General features: G+C 70.3%; 15 protein-coding genes. 6 read left to right on the top strand and 9 right to left on the bottom strand.

Features of this window, described 5'->3' with window-relative positions; translation table 11 throughout:
* Positions 1 to 331: 331 nt before the first annotated feature.
* From WME82_RS33375 to WME82_RS33355, 5 genes are all read right to left on the bottom strand, one after another.
* On the bottom strand, positions 332 to 1,654 hold the full coding sequence (locus tag WME82_RS33375) for an ADP-ribosylation family protein (RefSeq protein ID WP_438038600.1): 1,323 nt from the start codon (positions 1,652 to 1,654) through the stop codon (positions 332 to 334).
* 124 nt (positions 1,655 to 1,778) lie between these two features.
* Entirely contained in the window at positions 1,779 to 2,216 is a 438-nt protein-coding gene (locus WME82_RS33370; RefSeq protein ID WP_438038599.1) for a hypothetical protein, read from the bottom strand.
* Positions 2,216 to 3,775, bottom strand: a complete 1,560-nt coding sequence (locus WME82_RS33365) for a S1C family serine protease (protein ID WP_438038598.1) — start codon at positions 3,773 to 3,775, stop codon at positions 2,216 to 2,218. Before WME82_RS33365 ends, WME82_RS33370 begins: the two co-directional genes overlap by 1 nt.
* Positions 3,776 to 4,350: 575 nt before the next feature.
* Entirely contained in the window at positions 4,351 to 5,883 is a 1,533-nt protein-coding gene (locus WME82_RS33360) for a Kelch repeat-containing protein (RefSeq protein WP_438038597.1), read from the bottom strand.
* Positions 5,884 to 5,985: 102 nt separating this feature from the next.
* Positions 5,986 to 6,207: a helix-hairpin-helix domain-containing protein gene (locus WME82_RS33355; protein WP_437740524.1), complete on the bottom strand. Its 222-nt coding sequence runs from the start codon at positions 6,205 to 6,207 to the stop codon at positions 5,986 to 5,988.
* A gap of 242 nt (positions 6,208 to 6,449) precedes the next feature.
* Here WME82_RS33355 and WME82_RS33350 point away from each other — a divergent pair, with 242 nt between their 5' ends.
* Positions 6,450 to 7,889 carry a family 43 glycosylhydrolase gene (locus WME82_RS33350; protein WP_438038596.1) on the top strand — a complete coding sequence of 480 codons (1,440 nt, stop codon included), beginning with the start codon at positions 6,450 to 6,452 and terminating at the stop codon, positions 7,887 to 7,889.
* A gap of 33 nt (positions 7,890 to 7,922) precedes the next feature.
* On the opposite strand, the gene WME82_RS33345 is transcribed toward WME82_RS33350, so the two are convergent.
* Positions 7,923 to 8,882, bottom strand: coding sequence for a helix-turn-helix domain-containing protein (locus WME82_RS33345; RefSeq protein WP_438038595.1), 960 nt, complete (start codon positions 8,880 to 8,882; stop codon positions 7,923 to 7,925).
* 13 nt (positions 8,883 to 8,895) lie between these two features.
* Complete coding sequence (locus tag WME82_RS33340; protein WP_438044952.1) at positions 8,896 to 9,864, bottom strand: NAD(P)-dependent alcohol dehydrogenase; 969 nt, start codon at positions 9,862 to 9,864, stop codon at positions 8,896 to 8,898.
* A 423-nt stretch (positions 9,865 to 10,287) separates the two neighbouring features.
* On the opposite strand from WME82_RS33340, the gene WME82_RS33335 reads away from it, so the two are divergent.
* Both WME82_RS33335 and WME82_RS33330 read left to right on the top strand, forming a co-directional pair.
* Entirely contained in the window at positions 10,288 to 10,674 is a 387-nt protein-coding gene (locus tag WME82_RS33335) for a helix-turn-helix domain-containing protein (RefSeq protein WP_438038594.1), read from the top strand.
* The gene (locus WME82_RS33330; RefSeq protein WP_438038593.1) at positions 10,671 to 11,255 is read left to right on the top strand and encodes a transposase; all 585 of its coding nucleotides are present in this window, start codon (positions 10,671 to 10,673) and stop codon (positions 11,253 to 11,255) included. The genes WME82_RS33335 and WME82_RS33330 overlap by 4 nt, the downstream gene beginning before the upstream one ends.
* On the opposite strand, the gene WME82_RS33325 is transcribed toward WME82_RS33330, so the two are convergent.
* Positions 11,142 to 12,317, bottom strand: coding sequence for a hypothetical protein (locus WME82_RS33325; protein ID WP_438038592.1), 1,176 nt, complete (start codon positions 12,315 to 12,317; stop codon positions 11,142 to 11,144). The two genes, WME82_RS33330 and WME82_RS33325, sit on opposite strands and share 114 nt — an antisense overlap.
* A 510-nt stretch (positions 12,318 to 12,827) precedes the next feature.
* Here WME82_RS33325 and WME82_RS33320 point away from each other — a divergent pair.
* From WME82_RS33320 to WME82_RS33310, 3 genes are all read left to right on the top strand, one after another.
* Positions 12,828 to 14,192 carry a thrombospondin type 3 repeat-containing protein gene (locus tag WME82_RS33320; RefSeq protein ID WP_438038591.1) on the top strand — a complete coding sequence of 455 codons (1,365 nt, stop codon included), beginning with the start codon at positions 12,828 to 12,830 and terminating at the stop codon, positions 14,190 to 14,192.
* 480 nt (positions 14,193 to 14,672) lie between these two features.
* Entirely contained in the window at positions 14,673 to 15,818 is a 1,146-nt protein-coding gene (locus tag WME82_RS33315; protein WP_438038590.1) for a hypothetical protein, read from the top strand.
* Between the two features lie 192 nt (positions 15,819 to 16,010).
* Complete coding sequence (locus WME82_RS33310) at positions 16,011 to 16,601, top strand: Uma2 family endonuclease (RefSeq protein ID WP_438038589.1); 591 nt, start codon at positions 16,011 to 16,013, stop codon at positions 16,599 to 16,601.
* Positions 16,602 to 16,960: 359 nt separating this feature from the next.
* On the opposite strand, the gene WME82_RS33305 is transcribed toward WME82_RS33310, so the two are convergent.
* On the bottom strand, positions 16,961 to 19,420 hold the full coding sequence (locus WME82_RS33305) for an SUMF1/EgtB/PvdO family nonheme iron enzyme (RefSeq protein ID WP_438038588.1): 2,460 nt from the start codon (positions 19,418 to 19,420) through the stop codon (positions 16,961 to 16,963).
* Positions 19,421 to 19,486 lie beyond the last annotated feature (66 nt).

The raw sequence follows: 19,486 nt of genomic DNA, 5'->3' as shown, positions 1-19,486 counted from the left end.
GATCGTCGCAGCCACCATCGGAGTGAGCCGCGCGAGGCAGCCGGCAGCGAGGTCCCTGTACACCCGCGCTGCGGCAACGGCTCATCAGATGACCTGGAGTGGAGTCAACATCGCATCGGGCGCTCCCGAGCTGCGTTGCCCAGATCTCGGCACGGCGACCACCACGGATGTCCGCGGAGGTCGCAAGGATCTCGGTGGGTACTTCGACCCAGCCAGCCAAGCGGCACGTCTGTCAGGCAGTAGCGGCGCGCCCTCGAACCGGCTCACCTCGAGAGAAAATATCGTGTGGATGGAAAATTCCTGTCATGAAGGCGGTGAGCCGCTCGCAGCTCTAAGATCCGCCGTCCTCCTCGCCCGGCCGGAGGAACACCCCCACGCTCCGGAGATCGCGGTGCGCATAATGCACCTTCACGGTGCACGCGTGCGCGCGCCGCCCGAGCTTCTCGTACGCCATCACCAGCAGCTCGAGCGCGGCGTCGCGGTACTCCTCCGTACCGAGCCAGTGCAGGTCGAGCCCGAACGTCAGCGCCGCCGCGGGCCGCCCCTCGGCGCAATCGCGCTTCGCCGACTCGATCCACTTCTGCACGCGCGGCGGCTGCGTCTTCCACGCCTTCACGCGCTCGTCGGGCGAGCCCACGCGGATGCTCCCGGCGCCGGGCGGCAGCGCGGGCCCGAACGTGCCGAGGGTCGGGATGCGGTCCGCGTCGAGCCAGCGTTGCGCGGGCGGGTCCTCGGCGAGGGCCTTGCGGTCGGCCTCCTCGAACCATTCCATGGCGGCGAGCGCGGCGTGCACCGGCAGCGGCGCCGGCTCCTCCTCGTGGGGGCTCGAGATGAGCTCGCGCGCGCGGGCGGCGAGCACCGCGAGGGGCGTGGGCTCGCTGTCTCTCCAGGTCTCCGCGGAGTCGCGGGCGTAATTGTGCGCGATGCACGTCGGCGGATCCGCGGGGTCGTCGTACCACAGGCCATAGTGCAGCCCGTCGGAGTCGCCCCACATCACGGTGACCAGCTCGGGCGGGTCGGCGCGGAACCGGCACTCGAGCCGCGGGTCGAGCCCGCCGCGCGTCCTCCGCTCGAGCCCGCCGTCCTCGAACCAGATCATGATCCCGCCCGGCGATCGCCCGAGGTGGCTCATCCCCTGCCGCTCCATCTCGTCGAGGCTGCGCCAGAACGCCGCGAAGGTCGCGAGGTAGCGCGGCAGCCGCAGGCCATAGACCTCCTTCATTCGTGCGGCCACGGCCTCGAAGCGGGCGTTCATCGACGCGAGCGCCTCGGCGCGGCGGCGCGCCCCGACCTCGTCGGTCGCGAACATGCCCTCGGTGTAACGCGCCGGCGCGAGGCCTACCGTCGCCTCGAGCGGCGCGTCGAGCTGCGAGGCCAGGCCGCGCGACCTGAGCCCCTCGAGCGTCGCGGCGAGCTCGTCGAGCGCCGCTGCGGGCTCGCTCATCCGCGCGAGCGGCACGACGACCAGCTCGCCGGACGGCCCTCGGTTCGTGCGCGCCTCGAAGAGGCTGAACTCCGCGACGAGGCCGAGCCCCGGCGCGAAGTGCGGCGGGTCCCAGCTCGCGAGCTGGGCGCGCTCGTCCTTGACGGGGAACATCTTCTCCCAGCGCTCGCGCGCGAGCGCTAGCGCTGCCTCGATCTCCGGGCTGTTCATGGCGTTCGCCATCCTACGCGAAGCCGGCCCCGCCGGGAGCGGAGGCGGACCCGCTGGACGCCCGCCACGGACCGCGCTCCCTCACCGGCAGAACCTCGGCCAAAGCACGCGATTCGGCGGCGCCTCAGAGGTACGCGCACGCCTTGGAGCAGGTCATACGGTACGGGCAATCATCCAGCGTGCTGCAGTACGTGTCCTCGGGGCACTCCGAGGAGGATTCGCACAAGAACAAGCAGCTACCGCGGTAGCAGGTGGCGCCCTCCATACACGCCGTGTCGGAGATGCAGCCCGTGTTCGCTTGACACACGCCGAACGTGTCGATCGTGGAGCCCTGGCAGAGCTGACCTGCGGAGCAATCGCTGTCGGCGGTGCACGTACCGGGCGCGCCGCATTCCCCCGGGCTGTTCGTCCCATACGGGAAGACGCAGATCAGGCCTTCATTGCACCAGTCGTCGTCTTCGCACTCGCCGCCCAGCGGGCGCGTCGGCGGCGGCTCTTGCAAGAGCAGGCACCCTCCCGGCAGCAGAAAGAGCAGCGCAGCACACAGCGTGCGGAGCAACATCAGAACGTCCCCATGATGGAAAGTGAGGTGAGCCCGATGCCGGGCGCGCCGACACCGGCGGCGAAGGTGCGGCCGGACGTCGAACGCCCCCCGGTCGCGGGCGGCTTCTTGTCCGGCGCAAAGACGTACGAGCTCAGCACCATGCCCGCGCCGAGCCCGGCGACGGCCCAACCTACGGTGTTCCAGGTGCGGAGCGTGCCGAAGCTGGAGGGCGTACTGCCGATGTTCAGGAGCGCGGTCGTACCGACCGTGGCGCCGCCGGCGACGATCGTCACCCAGCCCCAGCCGCGCGTCTGCCCGACCCAACCCGGCGTCTTGCCGGGCGCGTCCTTGCCCACATAGAACCAGGGCGGATCGGGCCTGTCGGCCGCGCCGCTGAGCGCGAGCCCGCCCGACGCCGTTTTACGCTCGACTTTGAGCGCCCCGGTCTTCTCGCCGAAGCTCAGCCCGAGCGACGACAGCGCGGTGGCCGAAGGCACGCCGAAGCCCAGGCCCTCGATGCCCTGCCCGGTCGCCTTGAACGTCATGATAGCGACCACCTGACCCTCGTCGTCGACCAGCGGCCCGCCGCTGTTGCCTGGGCTGATGCTGGTGTCGGTCTGGATCAAGCTGTTGCCGTCGAACGTGCGCTGGCCGCTGACGATACCGCGCGTCACGGAGAACGACAGCCTTTCGCCGCCGGGCGCGCCGAGCGCAAACACGTCGTCGCCGGTGCTGGGGGGCGGCATGCGCAGCGTCAAGCACGGCGTCTCGCGCGAGCCATCCTTCAGCTGCAAGAGCGCGACGTCCGACTGCTCGTTGACGCGCATCACGGTCGCCGGAAACTCCTTGCCGTCGCGGAAGCTCACCACCACCTCGGGCGTCGTCGCCACGTGCGCCGCGGTGAGCAGCAAGCCATCCGGAGAGATCACGACCGCGCTGCCGACGCCGTCGTTGAGCTTGACCAGCGCCGTGGCGTTCAAGACATCCTCGCTCATCTTCGGCATCGCCAGGGTGCGGGCCGGGCAGCCGCGCATCTCTCCGGGCGGAAACTCGGGCGCGGCCGGCGCCTCCGCAGGGGCGCCCGAGCCCCGGAGAGCCTGTACGAACATCGGCCGGGCGAGCAGCGAGCGCAGGCTGCCGAGCAGCAGCGCGTTGCCGGCCGCCGCGCGGTCGAGCTCGCGCATCTCCATCTCCTCGTGGTTCGACGTCATCTGATAGACCACGGTCTTGGAGGAGCGATCGAGCAGCTCCCACTTGATGGTGATGCCGCAGGTGAGGCCTCGCTCGTCGGCGCAGTCCGCCGCCGTCATCGTCCCGGCCAGGATGAAAGCCGCCTCGCTCGAGCGATCCAGGTTCAGCGCCAGGTTCTCGCGGCCGAGCGCGCGGTAGCCGAGCTCGCGCATCTCCTCCAGAAACATCACCAGGAACTTTTCCTTGACGATCAGCACGTCGTCCAGGTTCGGCGCCTTCAGAATGACGTTCGAGATCGTGATCGTCCCGAGCTCGCTGCCGTTCACCTTGATCGGCTCCACCGGCCGCACCGACTTCGCCTCCGCGAAGCGCGGCGTCAGCAACAACGCCGAAACGCCGAATCCGAACCGCAACGCGCAGCGCAACCAACCCCCGAGGGTTCGCAATTGGTTCATCCCGTGCTCACGAAATCCTGAAACCTAGCCTCTGAGCTGCCTCTCCGCGTTCGCAGCTCCGGCTGGAAGCCATTTCCAGCGACCAAGAAACCCTATGCTCCTCGGTAGCGCCCACGATATCTACCTCAGGCGCGGTGTCGAGCCCCCATTGCTCAGTCCGCCGCCGCAATCGACGCGGAAGTTTCGGCTGTCAACGGACAGGCAATCCCGGATTGGACGCCCCCGTGCGCGCTCGCCGCGGCGCCTGAATGAAAACGTCGACACGGCGTAGCCGCGGGAAAGGAAGAGGGAGGGGGACGCCGAATCCCTGTGCGGCTCATCGTTTCTGGTGCCTGTTGATGTCGACTCGGCATCGGGGGACGCGAGGCGCTCTGCCTCGACGCCGATGTCTCCTGCCGCGCGATCTCCCTCGCCGCCGGCCGTCCGTCCAGCGATGCGCTCGACGGATGGCCAACCCGGGTTGTGCCGTCCAGGGGAACAACCCGGATTGGATCGCCGGCCGCCACTCAGGTGGAGCGGCTGGACCTCGCGAGGCGCCGGCGCGGCCGCGCGGTGGCGAGCGCCCCGAGGGCGAGCAGCCAGGCCGGCGCGCCCTGGCTGCCTGGCGTCATGCGGCAGCCGCCGCCCCCTCCTGCGCTCGGGAGGTCGCCGCCGCCGCTGCTCTGCGCGCCGGTTGCGCCGGTGCCGGCGCTGCTGGCGTCATCGCCGCCGGCGGCGGTCGTGCTGGTCGTGGTGGATGTGGCGCCAACTTCACTGCTGGCACCTCCGCCGTCGCCGCCGGTGGCAGCGCCGCCTTCGCCACCGCCACCGCTGGTCGGGTCGCCGCCACCACCGCTGGTCGCATCGCCGCCGGCGCCGCTGGTTGCATTTGCGCTGGCACCGCCGGTTGCGCTGCCGCCGCCACCGCTGTTCGCGCCGCCGCCACCGCTGTTCGCGCCGCCGCCACCGCTGTTCGCGCCGCCGCCACCGCTGTTCGGGTCGCCGCCACCACCGCTGTTCGCGCCGCCGCCGACACCAGCGCTGATGCCACCGCCGTCACCGCTTGTGGCCGTGCCACCCGCCCCGCCGTCGCCGCCCGTACCGCTGCTCGCACCGCCGCCCGCGCCGTCTCCGCTCGTGCCGCCTCCACCCGGCACGCAGGCGCCCGCCTGGCACGCCCCGCCCGACGCGGGCTGCGCCGGGACATAGAGCCACGCATGGTCGATCTTCTGATAAGGCTCGGCCAGAGAGCCGGCGGCGCCGCCGGCGATCAGGACACGACCGTCGTTGAGCAGCGCCGTCGCGTGGCCGTGGACCATCACGGCCAGCGCCGGCCCGAGCGCCCAGGTGTCGCTCGCCGGATCGTAGAGCTCGACGGCGAGGGCCCCATCGTTCACGTCCTGCGAGCTGCCCGCGACCATGACCCTGCCGTCGGCGAAGAGCACCGCTCCATGAGCTCTCCGCGCCGTGGCCATCTCCGTCGCCGAGGCCCACGTGTCGGTCGCAGGATCGTAGATCTCGGCCGTCTTGCCGCTGTCAGCGCCCCAGCTTCCGGCCACGAGCACCCGGCCGTCTGGAAGCCGCGTCGCCGTGTGCCGCATGCGAGCCCAGCGCATCGAGGCGACGGGCGTCCACGCGTCGGTCGCCGGGTCGTACACCTCCGCGCTCGTCAGGTGGTGCTCCGGTCTCTCGGAGGGATACCCGTCAGCGCCGCCCGCGACGAGGACCCGGCCATCCCGAAGCAGCGTCGCCGAGTGGCCCTGTCGCGCAACGTTCATGGGCGCTCTCGCGGTCCACGTGTCGGCGACCGGATCGTAGATCTCGACCAGGACGCCGCCGGGACCGCCGGGCTGGTCGCCGCCGGCGACGAGCACCAGGCCGTCCTGGAGCAGCGTGGCCGTGTGACCGAAGCGCGGCGCGACCGTGGACGCGGCCGGCGTCCACACGCCCGTCGCCGGATCGAAGCGCCTCGTCGGCGCGGGGCCATAATCGGGGTACACGAACGGGCTGTCGCCGATCACCAGGACCGTCCCGTCCGGAAGCAATGTGGGCGTCAGCAAGCTCCGCAAGCCGTCGATCGGTTCGGTCGGCGCCCACGCGCCCGGAGCGTCGGCGCCCCCCGGAGCAGGTGCACGCGGGATGCGGCGCCTGGACGACGGGGGCTACGCGTCTTTGGCAAGAGACTTTCCTTCTGCTTCGAGGGCAGCCTTGATGACCCCGATCGCCTTGGGGCCCACGCCATGAAGCGCCATGAGCTGGGCTTCCGTGAGCCGAGCGACCTGGTCCAGGCGAGAGACGCCGGCCGAAGCGAGCGCCCGCAGCGCTGGCTTCCCGATGCCCTTCGGAAGTGGAGATTCCGGTCGTTCTTTCGTTCTGCTCGGCATGCGCCTCGTTCCATGTCGGTCGTCGCCTGGGTCGCTGGCGCTCAGCTTCGCCGGCGAGCCCCAGCGTCATGAACACGTACAGCATGTCGAGGACAGCGACCGTGGTACAACATCGCAGCATTCCCGGGCCGGGGTAGCAGCGGCCGGGGCCGTGCCGCACCCGGCGAGCCTCCGGCGGACGGCGGCGCGACCGGACCCAGGTCCCTGTTGTCGAGCATGGCAGTCATCGAGGAGCCCGTCGCATGAACGCCGACGCCATCGTCCTGCAGACGCCGCCTGGCGCACCGTTCACCTTCGGAGTCACCGTCAACCTCCAAGGGCCGCGCAGCTTCCAGGTGACCGAGCCGGGGCAGGACACGCGGCGTTATGAGCTCGCCGGGGTGGAGCAGACGGACTACCTCGACCTCTTCGAGGCGCTGGCGCGCGACCTCGGGACCCGCATGCCGCTCGCCCGCACCCCGCCGCCGCCGCGGAAGGGCGGGGCGCGGCTGCGGCCCCTGCTGACCGAGTCCATCGCGCCGGAGATCCTCTACGGCTATGGCGACCCGTGCGTGGTGCGGGTGGGCGAGCGCGCGTGGCGCTTGCTCGTGACCTCGAACGACGCGCCGAACGCCTTTCCCATCCTGGCCTCGAGCGACCTGACGACCTGGCGGCTGACCGGCTTCGTCTTCCCGGAGGGGCGCGCGCCGGCCTGGACGCTGACCGGCCGCAACCAGGCGGATTTCTGGGCGCCGGAGATGCACCGGGTCGGGAACGAAACCTGGCTCTGCTTCACGGCCCGCATGCACGACCGCTCGCTCGCGATCGGCCTCGCCCGAGGCGCGAGCCCGGACGGCCCGTTCGAGGCGGAACACGCGCCGATCGTCACCGGAGATGTGATCGACGCCCACCTCCTCGTGGACGCCCACGGCACGCCCTGGCTGGTCTGGAAAAAGGATGACAACGGCGTGTGGCCCCGCCAGCTGGCCGCCTTGCTTCACCGGGAGCCCGCCCTGGTGCGCGAGCTGTTCGTGGCCCGCAAAGACCAGCGCACCGCGGTCCTGGCGCTGACGCTGTGGCCGTGGGTGGCGACCCTCGAGCCCATGGAGCAATTCTTCGTCCTGCAGCCGCTGATCGAGGCGGCGACCGCGGAATTCACGGGGTTCGCGGGGCGGCTGGAGGAGCTGCGGGCGCGGGCGTGCGGCGCGGAGGCGGAGGAGATCGCCGGGATATCGCGGGCGCTCAGGACCCGCATCTACGCTCAGCGGCTGTCGGCGGACGGCCGCAGGCTGGAGGGGGAGCCCGCCGTCATCCTCGAGAACGACCAGCCCTGGGAAGCGCACCTCATCGAGGGCGTCTGGATCACCCAGGAGGGCGGGCGCTATTATCTGCTTTACGCCGGCAACGACTTCTCGACCGCGCACTACGGCATCGGCGCGGCCGTGGCGGACGCCCCCACGGGCCCGTACCGCAAGTCGTCGGAGGTCTTTCTGAGCTCCAGCGAGGAATGGTGGGGGCCAGGGCACCCGTCCGTGGCCGTGGGCGCCGACGGGCGCCACCACGTGTTCCTGCACGCCTTCCGCTCGGGGGGGGCAGGGTACAAGGCGTTCCGGGCGCTGCTTGCCGCGCCGATCCGCTTCGAGGGCGGCGTCGTCTCGCTGGACACGTCGGTCTGGCCGGCGGCGCGACCCGACCCTGGTTGAGGTGACCGCCTGTTACGTGTGCGGCGCGTGAGATCACGCCGAGGTCTCGCGGCGCGTATTCGGCCCCTTCGCCGCACGTCTCCACTCGCCGGGCGACTGTCCGGTCCTCTGCCGGAAGAGCTTCGAGAAGTGCTGCGGGTGCTCGAATCCGAGCGCGTAGGCCACCGCGCTCGCGCTCGCGTCCGACGCGAGGAGCCGCGCCTTGGCGGCCTCGATGAGGGCTCGGTGGATGTGGTCGCGCGCGCTCGTTCCTGTCTCCGCGCGCAGGAGATCGCTCAGGTAGTCGGGCGAGTACCCGAGCGCGCGCGCGCAGGATCGAACCGTGGGGAGCCCGCCTTCGACCTGCGCGGCCGACGCGAAGCACGCGTCGAGGTGACGGTCGAGTCGCTCCGCCACGCCGCCCGCCCGCGCTCGGATCTCGAGCTGGCGCGCGTACGCGCGCTGGCAGTACGTGAAGAGGAGCTGGAGCTGCGCCGAGAGCACGTCCGGCGCGAACGAGTCGGGAGGGACCGAGGACTCGCGCTCGAGCTGCCGGACGAGGCCGGTGAACGTCTCTCGCTCCGGCCGTGTGAGGTGGAGCGCCTCGTGCGTCGCGTAGCCGAAGAACCGATACTGGTGCATCGCGTCCGAGAGCGGCGTGTCGCGTAGCACGTCGGGGTGGAAGACGACGGTCCAGCCCTCTCCCTCGTGGGCGAGCTCGCTCTCGCCGCCGATCGGCGTGATCACCTGGCCCGGTGACGCGAAGACGAGGATGCCCTCCTGCCCGTCGTGCACCTGTCGCCCGAACTCGGCGTGGCATTCGTCCCCGCGCTTCAGGCTGATCACGTAGAGCCCGGACTCGATGGGGCGCCCGATGATCGGGATCTCGATGCGCAGCGGCTCCTGCCACGACGCGGCGATCACGGAGATCAGCGGATGCGCGGGCGGCGGGCGCCCGATGAGCCCGTGGATCTGCTCGATCGACCCGAGCCTCAGCGCGTCGCGTGTGCTCACGCGAATCGGGGTATCACGCGCCTACCTCGATCACAACGTTGCCCCGCTTGCGTCCCGTCTCGACGTACCTGTGCGCATCCGCGATGGCCTCGAGCGCGTAGCGCCGGTCGATGACCGGCCGGAGCGCTCCGCGCGCGACGAGCTCCGAGACCTCGGGGAGCGCGGTCTTCTTGTCGACGGACATTCCGAAGACGAGCTTCCTGCTCCCGAAGAGCCGGCTCCATGCGTCGCGCAGGTAGAGCTCGGCGCCCCCGACCGTGATCAGGTATCGGCCTCCGCGCGAGAGGCAGCGCCGCGCGCGCGCGAACGAGCTCGCGCCGACCGTGTCGAACACGACGTCGAACGCGTCGGCGCGCGCCGCGTAGTCGTCTCGCGTGTAGTCGACGACGTGGTGCGCGCCGAGCGAACGCACGAGCTCGGCGTTTCGCCCGCTGCAGACCGCCGTCACCTCCGCGCCGAGGTGCCGCGCGACCTGGACGGCCGCCGTGCCGATGCTCCCGGACGCGCCGACGATCGCGATCCGCTCGGCGGTCCGGAGCCGCGCCCGGTCGCGGAGGAAGTAGAGCGCGGTGGTCGGTCCGTCGACGAGCGAGCACGCTTCTTCGTGGCTCAGGCCGGCGGGGGCGTGCGCGATCGACGCGTCCTCGGACAGGCACACGTACTCCGCGTACCCGCCGGACCCGAACCCGGTGAAGCCGAACACGCGATCGCCGGGGCGGAACCGCGTGACGCGCCGGCCGACGCGCTCCACGGTGCCGGCGACCTCGATCCCGAGCACCCGGAAGCGCCGCCGCGGCCGGAAGAAGCCGAGCACGACCCGCGCCATGAGCGTGTCGCCTCGCCGCATCATCTGGCACGCCGCCGTCGCCGTGGTCGCATGCACTCGGATGCGCACCTGATCGTCCCGCGGCTCCGGCGCGGGCATCTCGCGCAGCTCGAGGACCGATGGAGAACCGTATCGCTCGTAGACGGCTGCCTTCATCTGCATGAGGAGCAGACTAAGGACGCGGCGGGTGTGCCCGAAAGCATCGGATCCGGGAAAGATGGATCTCTTTCCGGGATGTGCTCGGCGCGGGCGCGCCGGCGCGGGATCTCACGGGGCGACGCGCCACGCCCGAACCGCCGCGCGAACGCGTCGAGCAGACGCACGGGTCGGTGCGGTCGGCATCGTGGATCCAGGCGCCGCTTGGGCTGCCTCATCCCATCTATCACGTTGATCGAGCGAGAAATGAGCCGCCAGGGCGCCAAGGACGCCAAGAACAAAACACAATCTTGGCGTCCTTGGCGCGCTTGGCGGTTCAAATTCCTGCTCTTTTCTGGGGTTTCAACCCGTTTGTCGCTCTAGAGCGGGGCGCAGGTCCGAGGTGCACGCTGCTTGCATCCCCGTGGCGGGAGGGCAGCAAGGATGCGACCCTGCGGACTCGACCTTCGAGAGCGCATCGTCAAGGCGTACGAGAATGGGGAAGGATCGGTACGCGACCTGGCCGAGCAGTTCGAAGTCGCACCGAAAACCGTGCAGTCCTATCTCACGCTCTACCGGACGACCGGCAGCGTTGCGCCGCGCCCTCGCGCCAACGGGCCGCGACCGAAGATCGACGGGCAAGCCCTGGATGACCTGAGGTCGCTCGTGGCGACGTCCTCCGACGCGACCCTGGACGATTTGGCTGACCAGCTCGCGCGCCGTGCTCACATCGTAGCCAGCCGCCATACCGTCGGCCGGGCGTTGCTGCGGCTGAACATCACCCGGAAAAAAAAGCGCTCCACGCAGCCGAGCGCGACACGGAAGATGTGACAGCGGCTCGCCAGGCCTTCGCGAAGAAGCTCGCTCGACTCAATCCACAAGAACTGGTTTTTATTGACGAATTTGGGACCAATCTGGGCATGACGCGGAGGCATGCATGGGCGCCACGGGGAGTCCGTGCCCACGGTGCGGTGCCGATCAACACTGACCCCACGATCACGCTCACGATCGGGCTGGGCCTCGACGGTGTCGTCGCTCCCTTCGCGTTCGAGGGCACGATGGACGGCGTAGCCTTCCGCGCGTACGTCGAGGGGCAGCTCGTGCCCGCGCTGAGGCCAGGCCAGGTCGTCATCGCGGACAACCTCGGGTCACACCGCACGCGGGGCGTTCGCGAGGCGATCGAAGGCGCTGGCGCGAAGCTGATGTACCTGCCGCCCTACTCCCCGGACTTTTCACCGGTCGAGAATTGTGGTTCCAAGATCAAAGAGTCGATCCGAGCGGATGCACCTCGAACGCCCTCAGCCGTCTACAAGTCGATGGGCCACGCGATCGGAGCGATCACTCCGACGGACGCACGCGGCTGGTTCAACCACTGCGGGTACTGTATCCCTCGGACCTGCTCCCCGCTCTAGAACTTCCTCCGGTGTTTCATCGACGACATGCGAATGGGTGCTCGTTGTGATTGCTGTTCCATGGCCTCTCGCTTCCATGGTCAGAATAGATTCCGGACGATAGTAGGCCCACGGATGCTGGCTGTTGTAGTCTGATGGAACGTTCGTGCCGCGTCCGTCCGAATTGCGAGTCAGTCGAATGAATGACGTCAAATCAAGCTGAGCTATGAGTTCGTTGATCGGATCGACCGTGTCGAGACCTGAAAATGGGGTGCCGATATGGGTGTCCAGGCCTAATCCCGGATTTCTCGGGACAATCGCATGGATCGTGTCCCGATCCAGCACCCAATCGTATCTATATTCCGATCCGCCTTGTCCGGCGGCGCATTGCGCGAAAGACACCGGATGCGCGATCGGGCATGCTTTCAGTACAGCCTCGGCCGGTAGGCCTGCAAGCTTGATTGCGCCGTGTAATTCAATGGTTCCGCTTTGGTCCGTCCGGAAGCCTTTTATCCGGTTCGCCCGAAAAAATGCTCGACCGTCTTTGACCTGAGCGGCTGTCATGTTCATTGTCCAATTCGGCTCGAGTTGGTCGCTGTGCATGCTCTCCCGGCTGTCGAAGGTGTAAACATAGGTGGACGAGTCTTCGAGGGGAGACGCTCCGAGCAATCGCTCGCGACGAAAGTAAATGACTTGTCCCTCGTTGCCGTGCATGCAATCGAACGTCTCGTCGGGAAACCTGGCCATGAGCTCGCTCGGCGGCTCTGCGGCCATGTAATCTCGGCCGCTTGACGTGTGGACCGTCGTTGTGTCGTTGATGCTCGTGATATACTCAATTGCGCTGAGGCGAAGATATCCCCATGCGGGTGTCGAGTTCTTTGAGAACGGAATTTTGGCGAATGGGTCATCCCCTTGGATGGCGCTCAACAAGGATTCGATCGGGCGACTTTCCAGGTGGCGTCGTCCATGAAGTTCATTGAGGAGCGTCCCCTTCTCCTCTTGTAATAAAAATTCGATGGCGAGAGGCCGAATGTAAAGCGGCGGGCGGTTGCCCGAGGAATGTGCCAGCGTGATGAATGTCATTGATGGCCCTCCTGAAATTTCAGGGGCCAGGCATCATAGGAACCTGGCGTCCGCAAGGTCAATCCTGCTGCGGGTTGACGCTGGCTGAGCACCACGCCGGTGAGATCGGTTCGCTCGCTCGATCCGGCGGCGAGCAGGCCCGACGCCCGTCAGATCGCGCCGCCGTCCTCGAAGCGTTGGTCCGAGGACCGCGTCCACGGGTCTCCGTCCCCGACCGGTGAGGGCCCTCCCGGCGTTCGCGAGCCCGGGGGCGGCCGGCGTCGGCGATGCCCGGACCCCGGCGAGTTGGACTCTTGCGGTGTGGTGGACACGGACGGGATGCGCGCCGATCCTCGCGAGCCGTGGGAGCCGAGCAGCGACGACGATGGCTACCGCTTGCCCTCGCCGCCTGCACCAGCGACCACGGTGACGGCCCGGATGTCAGCGAATACCGGAGCCAGCTCGTCCTCGTGGCGGATCTCATGCGGCTGCCATCGGGTCCTTGAATCCAGGCATGGCTTGAGGAGATTGATGATGCGTTGGAACCACATCGCGACGTGTGTGCTGCTGTGCTCTTCGCTCGCGGCGTGCATCGGCCCCGCGCAGGGCGGGAGCGACGGCGGCGGTGACGGCGGAGCCGGCGGCAGCGGCGGTGCCGGTGCTCAGGGCGGCAGCGACGATGACGGAGATGGCGGCGGCGGCGGCGGCGCGCCCGACCCGAGCGACACGGACCGCGACGGCGACGGATACGACGACGACATCGACAACTGCCCCGAGGCCCCGAACCACGGCCAGAGCGACGTCGATCGGGACGGGCTCGGCGACGCCTGCGATGACGACCTCGATGACGACGGCGTGCCCAACGCGGTCGACAACTGCGTCGCGGTCGGCAACGCCGACCAGGCGGACTTCGACCTTGACCTGTACGGCGACGCCTGCGACGACGATGACGACGACGACGGCGCCGTGGATGCGTCGGACAGCTGCCTGTGGGTCTCCAACGCGGACCAGGCCGACATGGATGGAGACGGCAGGGGCGACGCCTGTGACGACGACGTCGACGGCGACGGGGTGTCCAACACGCTGGACAACTGCCCCCACGTGGCGAACGCGGACCTGGCGGACTTCGACGGCGATGCCTTCGGGGACGCGTGCGACGAGGATGACGACGGCGACGGTGTGGCCGACCTGGAGGACAACTGCCCGTTCGACGTGAACCCCGACCAGCTCGACGTGAACGGCAATCGAATCGGCGACGCCTGCGACCTGGGCATCGACGAGCGCGGCGGGGCATGCCTGGCCGTCGGGGTCGTCGATCCCGACCACGACACGAGCTGGCCGAACCCTGCCAGCCCTCCGAGCCCCGAGACCATCGATAGGGCGAGCTTCGGCCGGTACTACGGCGGGGGCGCCTCGGGGACGTCGATGCCGATCATGGGCATCCACGCGGAGTACCAGCTGAGCGACGGCAGCGCGTGGGATGGCGGCGCCGGAAGCACCTCCCTGGGTCGGATGAGCCTCGGCTGGGTCGAGGTCGAGGGCTCGACGATCCGCTATCACATGGTGCCGGAGGGCTTCCTCATCATCGAGAAGACCGACTACAACAGCGGCGACCACTCCGCCCACTTCCGCTTCGAGACGCTGGGGCCGCTGGTGATGGTCGCCGAGCGCGGGTCGACCGTCGGCACCCTCGAGACGGAGGCGCTCCTCGTGATGGACCGGCCCGCGAACTACCGCGATGATCGCTTCAACTACCTCTCCGCGCCGCTCTGCTCCGCCGTGCCGCTCACCGTGACCTACGAGCTCCGCGGGACGACATTCGAGGAGACCACGATGTCGGGCTCCTTCGAGTTCTACTCGGAGGCGGTCTTCGATCTCAGCGGCCACCGGCCCTGAGGCGCTGCCGCGCCCGGCGCTCTGCCACCACGGGCGCTCGTGCTCGCGCGCGAGCGCCCGGAAGCCCGCCTCTCACCGCGCTCGGCGAGTCGACCGACGTTCCAGGTCGCTCACCCAGCGGCGCGATCGTGAGCCCGGCGATCGCCTGGAGATCCCCTGAGCGCCGCGCTCCTCGCTGGCCCCCTCGCGCTGACACGCGGAGATGACGCCCGTCATGGGAGCGTGACAGCGAGGGTGTCATGAGCGCGTGACGGCGACGTGCGGCAACCCGGTCGCCGGTCGCGGCCGGCGTGTCGCGATCACGGCCTGATCGCGCCCGATCCGGCGTCTCGCCCCCGGAACAGGAGGCAGAGCCATCGCTGGACGCGCCGGGTGGCCGCGCGCGGCATGCGCGTTGCACGTTGCAGTCACCTTGTCGCGGTCGCGCCGGGGCAGCGATGACCGTCATCCAACATCGAACTCGTGGAAAGGAAGCATGTCATGAGGAGCAAGGCACTGCTGCTGGGATCGCTTGTCGTCGGCATCATGGGCGCAGGTTGCGCCGTGGCGTACGAGGCCGAGGAGAGCGAGGTGGGCGACGCCCAGCAAGCGTTCGTGTCCCGTGCGTGGGCGTATGCGTGGGCGCACCAGGCGACGGGCTCGTTCACCGCGAGCTCGAGCTACTCGCGGAACTCCTCCGGAGACGTATCCGGGCAGGGCGTGAACAACACCGTAACGCAGCTCGGCGCGGGTCAATATCGCGTGCGGTTTCCGGACGTGGGCGCGGCGCCGGGCGGTCATGTCCAGGTCACGGCCTACGGCGCGGGCGCCGAGCGCTGCAAGGTCAATTCCTGGGTCAGGAGCGGCGATGACGTGGATGTTCATGTCAACTGCTTCACCGCCGGCGGCGCGCCGGTCGACACCCAGTTCAGCGTCGCCTATGTCCACAAGTCGGGCACCGGATCCTCGGACGAGGCGTACGTCTGGGCGAACAACCCGACGGCGTCGGCGTACACGCCCGCCGCGACGTACCAGTTCAACTCGAGCGGCGTGAACAACACGATCGCGCGCGAGGGGGTGGGCTGCTATGCTGTGACCCTGCCGGGGCAGACCGCGGGCGGCGCGACGGTCGAGGTGACGGCCTACGGCCCGGGCAGCGAACACTGCAAGGTCAGCAGCTGGGGGCAGTCCGGAGACGACGCGGTGGTCCGCGTGCGCTGCTTCGACAGCTCGGGCGCCCCGTCAGATAGCCAGTTCACCCTCAACTTCGCGCGCTCGAGGCAGGTGAACGGCGGGCTCTCCTACAGCTACGCCTGGGCGAACAACGCCACGGCGGCGGCGTACACGCCGAGCCTCTCCTATCAGGAAGGCTACATCGCGGGGGACCTGGGCGAGGTGGAGACCGACATCACCGCGGGGCGCACGTCCGCAGGCCGCTACTCCGTCAGCCTGCCCGGCATGTCGGCGTCGGGCTCGAACGTGCAGATCACGGCGTACGGCACCGGACCGGAGTACTGCAAGGTCGTCGGCTGGTCCGGCAACGAGACGAACGCGAACGTCAACGTCGCCTGCTTCGATGCCAGCGGCGCGCCGGCGGACACGCGCTTCGTCCTCGTGTACACAGACGACAAGTTCATCGTCCTGTGAGCTGCTGGGCGGGGACCACATGTCGATCGACTTCAAGGACTGACGACGTGAGGTGATGCTGCGGGCTCACGCCGAGCCGCGGCGACACGCGCCGGTGCGCACCATGCCGCGGCGCGGTTCCGCCACTTCGCTTCGCCGCGCACCACGTTGCCCCGCCTTGCCCGGCCGCCCCGCCCCGGGCAGGCTTCGCCCATGGGCCAGCCCGCCGAGAAGCAGCGCCGCGCCACGTACGCCGACCTCGAGGCCGTCCCGCCGAACAAGGTGGCGGAGCTCGTTCGCGGCACGCTGCATGTGTTCCCCCGTCCGGCGCCGCGGCACGCGCGCGCAAGCTCGGGCCTGGGTGCCGAGCTGACCGGCCCGTTCGACCATGGCAAGGGCGGCCCGGGCGGCTGGTGGATCCTGGACGAGCCCGAGCTGCACTTCCCCGACCCGACCGCGCCCGGCGAGATCGACGCGCTCGTGCCCGACCTCGCGGGCTGGCGCCGCGAGCGCATGCCCGAGCTGCCCGAGACGGCGTACTTCGCGCTCGCCCCGGACTGGATCTGCGAGGTCCTGAGCCCGTCGACCGAGGACGTCGACCGCAGGGAGAAGATGCCGATCTACGCGCGCGAGGGCGTGCGGCACGCGTGGCTGGTCGACCCGATCGCACGCACGCTCGAGGTGTTCTCTCTCGTGTCCGGTCGAAGCTGGGAACGCGGTCCGAGCCACCGCGACGCCGCACGCGTTCGCGTCGCGCCCTTCGAGGCGATCGAGCTCGACCTCTCGGTCCTCTGGGCGAAGTAGTCGCTTCGCCGCCCAGGGCCGATCTTCTCGCCCTCGCCTAGAACCGGGGCCATGGGATCAGCGGCACCGAGACAATGCGGCCAGGAAACTGGCTGAATAGAGACGTAATCTAGAGAATCAACTCTGATTCCGGCTAAATGAAAGCTCCATCCAGAGTTGCATCTCTCGGATCCAGATGATGGAAAGCCACATCGAGAGAATCGACTCTGGGAACCAGCTCAATCTGCCCAGGATCCAGAGAAAACGCTCGGGAATCGAGCGAAACGACCCGCCCGGCCCTGTCGGATCGGTGAGCCGTGGACGCACGGCACCGGATCCGGCCATGCCGCGCGGGAGGACGAGGGGCTCGGCGCTTCAGCTCAGGGCGCCGCCGCTCCCTGCTCGGCCGGCGCAGCCTGCTGCTCGGGGGCGGGCGGCTGCGTGGCGGCGCCCTCCTGCGCCGGCGCATCCATGGCGCAGCGGAAGCCGATCCAGGCGTGCGCGGTGACCGGCGCCGCGGCGGTGCGGTAGGTGGCGGAGAGCTTCTCCGGGCCGTCCAGGAAGCTGCCGCCGCGCACCACCTTGAGCGGGAAGGACGGGTCGCCCTGCGGGTTCTCGCCGCCGGGCGGCGGGAAGACGAGGCCGTCCGAGACCCACTCGGACACGTTGCCGGCGAGATCGTAGACGCCTTCCGGGGTGCGATCGCTGGGGTGGGCGCCGGACGCGCAGGTCGAGACGTCGGCGCCGCGCGCGAGGCAGCTCTCGTTGCGATCGTAGCAGGCGCGCTCGCAGGCTGGCGCCTCGTCGCCCCAGACGAACGCCCGGCCGGCCGCGCCGCGCGCGGCGACCTCCCACTCCGCCTCGGTGGGCAGCCGCCGGCCGCGGAAGCGGCAGTAGCTCTCGGCCTGGGAATAGTCGACGCAGTTGATCGGGTGCCCTGTCGCGCTGCGGGGCTCGTTGCAGCGCCGCGTCCAGAGCTCGACCTCCCGCTGCTCCTCGGGCGCCGCCGGCGCCTGCGCGCCGGGCAGGAGCTCGGGCGTCAGCGAGACGTGATCCGCCGTGGAGCACATGCGCTGCTGCATGCAGGCCCGGTAGGCGCGGACGGTCACCTCGTTGCGATCGATGTAGAACCCGCGGGTGAGCGTCACCTGGCGCGCCTCGCCCGCGGCGCCGATCGTGGTCGAGATGGGCCCGATGAAGACCATGTCCGCCGGCGGCGCCGCGGGCGCGGCGGGCTCGGCGGAAGGCGCCGCGCCCGAGGCGCTCGCGGTCGGCGCGGCGCTGGCGGGCGCCGGCACGCCCGCCGCGGTCTTCGCAGCGCGCCCGGCGGACGACGCCGCGGTGGCGCGTGCGGCCGGCGCCTTCGCCGGCTTCTTGTCGGGCGCCCGCGTCAGGACATACGCCGTGGCGCCGGCGCCGCCGAGCACGAGCGCCGCCACGAACCAGGGAAGCGCCGCGCGCGCGGCGCTGCGGCGCTGCGGCGGCGCTGCGACCGGCGGCGCGGCGTGCGGCGGTCCGCCCGCCGCGGCCTGAGGGTGCGGGGCCGCGCCGGGATGCGGGGCCGCGCCGGCCGCAGGGGGGCTGGCGGGCGCGACCGTCTCGATCATGGAGTCCTCGACCTGCGCGGTCCTGGAGCCCCCCGTCGCCAGCGCGCCGCCCCCGTCTCTCGCCCGAGGCGCCGCGCCGCCCGTCGCGCCAGCGGCCTGCGGCCCGCTCGCGCCGTGGCTCACCTTGACGACGGCAGGCCGCGCCGGGGCGGGCGCGTGCGCGTCGGCGAGCATCGTCGGCTCGCTCGGCCCGACGGCCACGCCGAGCCCCTGCGCGGCCGCGTACTCCGCGGTCGACTGCCCCGCCGCGTGCTCCGCGGAGGGGCCGCCGCGACCCGCGAAGGACCCCGCGCGCTCGCCGTGCGCCGCGGCCGAGAGCGCGTCCCAGAACTCGCCTGCGCTCGTGAAGCGGTGCTTGGGCTCGATCGCGAGCGCCTTGTCGAGCACGCGCTCGATCGCCTCGGGCGCGTCCGGGAGCCCGCGCGCGCGCAGCGTCGGGCGCACCGCCGGATCGGCGGAGGCGACGTAGAGCTGCGTGGGGTCGTCCCCCTCGAGCGCGCGCCTGCCGCTCACGAGCTCGACGAAGATGAGCCCGAGCGCGAACACGTCGGTCCACGGGCCCGTCGCGCCGCGGGCCTTGTTGAACTGCTCGGGCGCGCCGTAGCGCGGCGTGAACGCGCTCGGCCCCTGCCGGGTCGCGGCGAGCGCCTCGGTGAACGTCGGGTGGTCGGACAGCACCTTGGCGATGCCGAAATCGAGCACCTTCAGCGTCCGCGCCCCGCCGACGTGGGTGAGGAACAGGTTCGCCGGCTTCACGTCCCGGTGCGCGACCTTGTGCGCGTGCGCGACGGCGAGCGCGCGCGCGGCCGGGGTGAGCAGCTGGATCGCCTCGGCGATCGACATGCCGGCCTCGCCCCGCTCGCGCCGCTCCCGGAGGTATTGCCCGAGCGTCTGGCCCTCCAGCCACTCCAGCACCAGGTAGGGCACCCACACGCCGGCCTGGGTGGTGAACGCGCCGACGTCGAGCGCCTGCACGATGCCCGAGGTGGCCCGCGACAGCCGGTGCAGGATCCGCCCCTCGCCCCGCAGCGTCTCGAGCAGCGCGTCGCGCTCCGCGGCGTCGAGCGAGGCCGGCAGCTTCAGGCACTTGATCGCGATGAGCTCGCCGAAGCCCTCGTGCATCCCCCGGTAGACGACGCCGAACCCGCCGTCGCCGATGACGGCGGCGACGCGGTACTTCCCCTCGATGGTCTGCCCCGAGAGGCCAAACGGATCGTCGGACGGCTCCGCCATGCCCCGCTCCTAGCGCGTCGCCGTGCCCAGGCAAAGGGGCTTCCGCGCCGCCCGCCACCGCAAGCT

Origin of the sequence: Sorangium sp. So ce128 (genome assembly GCF_051525245.1) — a bacterium.
GTDB lineage: Bacteria > Myxococcota_A > Polyangia > Polyangiales > Polyangiaceae > Sorangium > Sorangium cellulosum_B.
The sequence above is the reverse complement of the archived record's forward strand: the minus strand, read 5'-3'. Positions and strand labels throughout refer to the sequence as shown.

Bases quoted from the DNA above. Each gene is read 5' to 3' on its own strand.
- WME82_RS33355 (WP_437740524.1), bottom strand. From the start codon at position 6,207: ATGCCGAGCAGAACGAAAGAACGACCGGAATCTCCACTTCCGAAGGGC.
- WME82_RS33370 (WP_438038599.1), bottom strand. From the start codon at position 2,216: ATGTTGCTCCGCACGCTGTGTGCTGCGCTGCTCTTTCTGCTGCCGGGA.
- WME82_RS33335 (WP_438038594.1), top strand. From the start codon at position 10,288: ATGCGACCCTGCGGACTCGACCTTCGAGAGCGCATCGTCAAGGCGTAC.
- WME82_RS33320 (WP_438038591.1), top strand. From the start codon at position 12,828: ATGATGCGTTGGAACCACATCGCGACGTGTGTGCTGCTGTGCTCTTCG.
- WME82_RS33305 (WP_438038588.1), bottom strand. From the start codon at position 19,420: ATGGCGGAGCCGTCCGACGATCCGTTTGGCCTCTCGGGGCAGACCATC.
- WME82_RS33350 (WP_438038596.1), top strand. From the start codon at position 6,450: ATGAACGCCGACGCCATCGTCCTGCAGACGCCGCCTGGCGCACCGTTC.
- WME82_RS33325 (WP_438038592.1), bottom strand. From the start codon at position 12,317: ATGACATTCATCACGCTGGCACATTCCTCGGGCAACCGCCCGCCGCTT.
- WME82_RS33315 (WP_438038590.1), top strand. From the start codon at position 14,673: ATGAGGAGCAAGGCACTGCTGCTGGGATCGCTTGTCGTCGGCATCATG.
- WME82_RS33310 (WP_438038589.1), top strand. From the start codon at position 16,011: ATGGGCCAGCCCGCCGAGAAGCAGCGCCGCGCCACGTACGCCGACCTC.
- WME82_RS33340 (WP_438044952.1), bottom strand. From the start codon at position 9,864: ATGAAGGCAGCCGTCTACGAGCGATACGGTTCTCCATCGGTCCTCGAG.
- WME82_RS33375 (WP_438038600.1), bottom strand. From the start codon at position 1,654: ATGAACAGCCCGGAGATCGAGGCAGCGCTAGCGCTCGCGCGCGAGCGC.